We start from the raw sequence: 5316 nt of genomic DNA on the forward strand, positions 1-5316 counted from the left end.
GAAATGAAAGAGAAAAAAGACCGTGTGGATGATGCATTAGAAGCTACGCGTGCCGCAGTAGAAGAAGGAATTGTTGCAGGTGGTGGTGTTGCTTATATCCGTGCTATTGATGCATTAGAAAAATTAAAAGGCGACAACGAAGATGAACAAACCGGTATTGCTATTGTAAAACGCGCAATAGAAGAGCCATTGCGCCAAATTATTGCCAATGCAGGTGGCGAAGGAGCTGTAATTGTTCAAAAAGTACGCGAAGGAAAAGCTGATTTTGGATACAATGCACGCACAGAAAAATTTGAAAATTTATTTGCAGCAGGAGTAATTGACCCTACTAAAGTTTCACGTATTGCGTTGGAAAATGCAGCTTCAATTGCAGCTATGCTCTTAACTACAGAGTGTGTATTAGCAGAAATAAAAGAAGAAAATCCTGCTCCAATGGGCGCTCCTGGAATGGGCGGCATGGGTGGAATGATGTAATAACGGCCTCCAAAGCCTATCTTAATAAAAGAAGCTTCCCATACCAAAATTATGGGAAGCTTCTTTTTTAATTCCTTGTGTTGTAAAAAAGAAAACATTTTTTATTGAATAAATGAAGTCCTTCCAAAAGCCTTTTGAGAAACTACTTTTCAATCCATCAGTTAATCTGGAATTTTATCATAAGCCATCTTTAGGATTACATCTTTATGTTGAGGGTATTTTAACAAAAGTTCGTGTTGTGTGAATAATTCAAAGTCCTTAAATTCAAAACCTGGCGAAACCATACACCCAACCAAAGAGAATGTATCCTCATCCATAACAGATGATCCAAAGATCGTATTTTTTGGGACTAATGCCTGTGGGACTTCCCCTTTTTCCATATTTAATCCTAATTTAATTTCTTTATAATCCCCATTTTCCTCAATCATATGAATCGTTAGCGGGCTTCCGGCGTGATAATACCATAATTCATCAGATTTCAAACGATGAAAATGGGAAATGTCATTTGAAGTTAACAGAAAGTAAATACTCGTATACAGCTTGCGTTTCCCTTCAAAATTCACGGTTAATTCTTGATCAGAAGTCATTTCGGCAGACTGGAATGATTCTTTATAATATCCACCCTCTGGATGTGGAGTTAGTCCGAGTTTTGATATAAAAAATTGTTGATCGTAATTATTCAAAGCAAAATACCCCCAATGATTAGTAAGATGTTTTTTTAGATTATCAAAAAATATTCGACACTTTGTTAGGTACTATTCCTTCTCAAACTCTTGATCAAACCGTTAATCATATTAATAAATCTTCACATCTCAGTGTCTCCTCGCCATCCATGCCGCTATTTGCTGGGCAATATATTCCGAGCTGTATTGTTTTCCATCACGAATCCACCACATAAGAATACCGAGAATCGAAGACGCAATAATGTCTTTAGAGACCGCATCCTCCGTTATAATCGTTCTCATTTCACGCCTGGCCTGAACAAAATCCACGATAAAATGATGGATCCTCCTTTGGAATGCCCTCTCTTCAAATAGCACAGACAAGAATTTTCGGTGCTGATAAAAATAATCCAAGAAAGTTAGCAGCTGTTCATCCAAATCTACATGCTGCTGTTCTAATAATGGTTCCAGGTTCTTCGACAGATCGTCGAGAATGTCGTATACTACATGTCGCAGTAAATCTCTCATATCTAAAAAATGCAAGTAGAAGGTGGCACGATTCAGTTCAGCCTTTGCTGTTACATTCTGAACAGTTAACCCCTGCAAATTTTGTGATTCAATCAGTAATGATTTAACAGCTTCCTTCAGCAGACGCTTGGAGCGAATGGCACGAGGATCTTCCTTTTTCACAGTCATTTAGTGCCTCCCTTTATCTATTAAACTAACACTTTTGCAACACAACTTTGGTTAGTGTTGTATAGTTGACGATTTATTGAAAAATGTTGGTGGTTTCTTACTATAAAAGTTGTTAGAATACATTTTATCGTCATTGTGTTGACAAAGTAAAGAGGAGGTCTGTGAGTTTTTATGGCTCATGATATAAATAGAAAAGTATTGCTTTTTGTGCTGCTGCTTGGAGGTTTTTTATCAATATTGAACCAAACATTATTAAATGTGGCCCTGAGCAGCTTCATGGAAATTTTTGATGTGAAAGCGACAACCGTACAATGGTTAGCAACCGGGTTCATGCTCGTTAATGGTGTATTGATTCCAGTTACCGCATACTTAATGAAGCGCTTTTCAACGCGGCAATTATTTATCAGTTCAATGCTATTATTATTAATCGGTTCTGTTTTTTGTGCGATCGCTCCAAATTTCCCTATTTTATTGATAGGGCGTATGATTCAGGCTGCGGGTGCCGGTATTATCATGCCGCTTATGATGAGTGTCGTCATGTTTATCATCCCGATGGAAAAACGAGGCAGCGCAATGGGCCTGCTGGGACTTGCAATGATTTTTGCTCCAGCAATAGCACCAACACTATCTGGATTTGTCATTGAATATGTCTCATGGCGCTGGTTGTTTATCGGCTTGATTCCGCTTGTAGCAATGGTGATCTTATTGGCATTTAAATATTTGATTAACGTTTCTGAAGGGTCAAAAGCGGACCTGGATATACTGAGTGTGATTCTTTCTACAGCCGGATTTGGACTAGTATTATATGGTTTTAGCAATGCGGGCTGTCACGGATGGGATGATGTAATCGTGCTGACCTCCATTTTCACAGGTGTTATCGTGTTAGTATTGTTTACAATTCGTCAATTACGCAGCAGTGATCCGTTTTTGAATGTACGTGTGTTCCAAAACAAAACGTTCACAATGACGTCTTTCATCAACATTATCGTAACGATGATGTTGTATGCGGATATGATCTTATTGCCGATATATTTACAGAATGGCCGCGGTTTTACAGCATTTGACGCAGGATTATTATTATTGCCTGGGGCACTCGTAAATGCATTCTTATCACCGGTAACCGGAAAATGGTATGACCGATTTGGAGCAAAGCCATTATTCATTATCGGATTACTTTTCGTTATACCTTCGATGTGGATTGTAACTGACTTAACAGAATCAACGACTTTTACCTTCCTGATGGTTCGTACGATTTTCTTGCGGATCGGGTTGAGCTTTATTACAATGCCGCTGAACACAGCAGGCCTGAATGCATTATCGAAGGAGCTTGTTACACATGGTACCGCTGTTAACAATACGGTTCGGCAAATTGCAGGGGCGATTGGCACAGCGATTGTCATAACAATTTATACATCGAAAGCAACAGCCTACGCAGGCGTTTTGGCTGCAGAAGGTGTGACAAAAGGAATTGCCGAACTGGCATCCATTTTTGCCTCAAGCAAAGCATATTACTTCATGATGATTTTAGCGGTCATTGCGCTGTTGATCACATTGATTACGCCGTTAAAAAAGCCTATGTCTACTCAGAAAGCTGAAGGGATGCATTAGATTATACAGGTCGGCGCAGATTGCCGCGGCTGAATTTGGTTGGTATGGCTGGCAAAATTCTGATTTAGCGGGAGGATTTTTCGCGTAAAAGGAGCGGGGAAAACTTATTCTCCCAATAAATGTGGAGAATCTCCGAAAACAAGGGCGGAATCTCCTGGAAGCCAGTTATAATTGCCCGAAAGACAACTATAATCATTCCAAAAACGATAGTAATTGTGCCGTCTTCCTTATTTCGGAAACTACTTTTTCTATGCAACATAAGGTGAACGAGGTTTTGATCTCTTCATAATCCAGATATACTTCGAAAAGTCAGAAAGGGCACCCGCTTTAAGGGGGCCCTTTTACAATATAGAATAAATTAATTAGTTGTTATATACGGATAAAAAAGATATTTCCTTATTGAATCGTTAAGGGCTAGCTATACAGCTACAACAGTTCAAATCATTTAGGCGATATGCCTCTTGCAAATATCGACAAAAACCTTCATATTGAAGACAGGAGGTGCGATATGCGATACGATATACAACCAAATGAACGGGCTTTTTCCACAAAGGAAGTGGCTGAGGAACTGGGAATTGCGACTCCCACCGTTCGAAAGTATGGCCAGATTTTAGAGCGCAATGGATATGAGTTTATGAAGGATGGCGACCGCCGCATCTTTGTACAAACTGATATAAGCGCGCTCATAGCGTTACGCGATACGGATAAGCCGCTTGATGATACAGCGAAGGACCTGGTGGATCTGCAGAAAAATAGATTAGCAGGTTCTACAGAGACAACTGTAGCGACAAGCGATACATATGAAAATTTGCCGCAGGACCCTAATCAAATTAAGGAAGTCCTAATGTTTTTAGTCAATGAGCTTGCAGCAGCGCGTGAAATGAATGTCCAGCTTTCTAACGATATGTCACAGCTGAAAAATAAAATTTCCCAGCTGCAGCAGGATCATCATGTCATTAGCTCAAGTATCGGAAATTCAGCACAAAGAACGAATGCCAAAATAGAGAAATTAACTGAACAGCAAAATACACATTATGAAAATCTATTGCAGCAAGAAAAGGAAAGAAGTGAACTCCTGCAAATTGAAATAGAAAAAATGCGGGAAGAACAGAAAAAAGAGTGGCGTTCGCAGATTGATTTTAATAAACGTCTGGAAGAAGAGATGCAAAAGCGTCCGATGAAATGGGGCTGGCTTTTTTCTTTATTCAGGAAATAAAAAGGTTTATAACTTTCGATTTTTATAATGGGATCTGATAATCCATCCTGTTATATAGATTTGGATTTCTTTTTAATGAAAAGAAAATGGAAAAGCTGAATTCCTTAGTAATGAGTTTCATATCGCTCGCCGATACATCATGGATAAATGCTTTGTCTTCCTTTATGAAGAGGAGTCTGGATGCTGTTGGAGAATCCAGATAAGTTATGATTAATTATAAGGCAATACGTTTGTTAGATTGGTAACGCGGTTGTCCTAGCTCTGTTCACCCCGACGACGAGCCCCTTATATTGCTATGCGATACACAAAACATTAAAGGGTTTTTACAAAGACCTTATATCGCTGCCACAAAAAGAGAGAAGCGGCACCTGCTGCCTGGCAATTTGTGTCTTTAATTTCAAATTTCAACAATTTCCCGAGAAATATTACATCGGAATTCGACAAAAATGGTTATAAATTAAGGCTGTGGTAAAGCTGAATGTTGATTTTTAACCCTGGTGATTGTAGTGGAAGGCGCGCAGACTCCTTCGGGATGAAGCGGGCAGGTGAGACCCCGCAGGAGCAAAGCGACGAGGAGGCTCACCGCACGCCCCGAGGAAAGCGAAGCGCCTGGAACGAAAATCAACAGCCTCGTTTAACAGAGCCAAAATTAAATATAAA

At 39.6% G+C, this 5316-nt stretch carries 5 protein-coding genes; 3 read left to right on the forward strand and 2 right to left on the reverse strand.

The window, feature by feature from the left end; genetic code table 11:
• On the forward strand, positions 1-474 hold a 474-nt coding region (locus tag AC3EBE_RS18940; protein WP_488596594.1), incomplete at its 5' end, for a TCP-1/cpn60 chaperonin family protein.
• Positions 475-635: 161 nt separating this feature from the next.
• On the opposite strand, the gene AC3EBE_RS18945 is transcribed toward AC3EBE_RS18940, so the two are convergent.
• Together AC3EBE_RS18945 and AC3EBE_RS18950 are read right to left on the reverse strand one after the other, a co-directional pair.
• Positions 636-1157 carry a cupin domain-containing protein gene (locus AC3EBE_RS18945; RefSeq protein ID WP_488596595.1) on the reverse strand — a complete coding sequence of 174 codons (522 nt, stop codon included), beginning with the start codon at positions 1155-1157 and terminating at the stop codon, positions 636-638.
• 129 nt (positions 1158-1286) lie between these two features.
• A complete protein-coding gene (locus AC3EBE_RS18950; RefSeq protein WP_488596596.1) occupies positions 1287-1832 on the reverse strand; it encodes a TetR/AcrR family transcriptional regulator in 546 nt (181 codons plus the stop codon).
• Between the two features lie 171 nt (positions 1833-2003).
• Here AC3EBE_RS18950 and AC3EBE_RS18955 point away from each other — a divergent pair, with 171 nt between their 5' ends.
• Positions 2004-3440 (forward strand): DHA2 family efflux MFS transporter permease subunit, encoded by a 1437-nt coding sequence (locus AC3EBE_RS18955; RefSeq protein WP_488596597.1) that lies wholly within the window; start codon positions 2004-2006, stop codon positions 3438-3440.
• Positions 3441-3948: 508 nt separating this feature from the next.
• A complete protein-coding gene (locus AC3EBE_RS18960; RefSeq protein ID WP_488596598.1) occupies positions 3949-4656 on the forward strand; it encodes an SH3 domain-containing protein in 708 nt (235 codons plus the stop codon).
• The last annotated feature ends 660 nt before the right edge of the window (positions 4657-5316 follow it).

It is taken from the genome of Mesobacillus sp., from assembly GCF_057785455.1.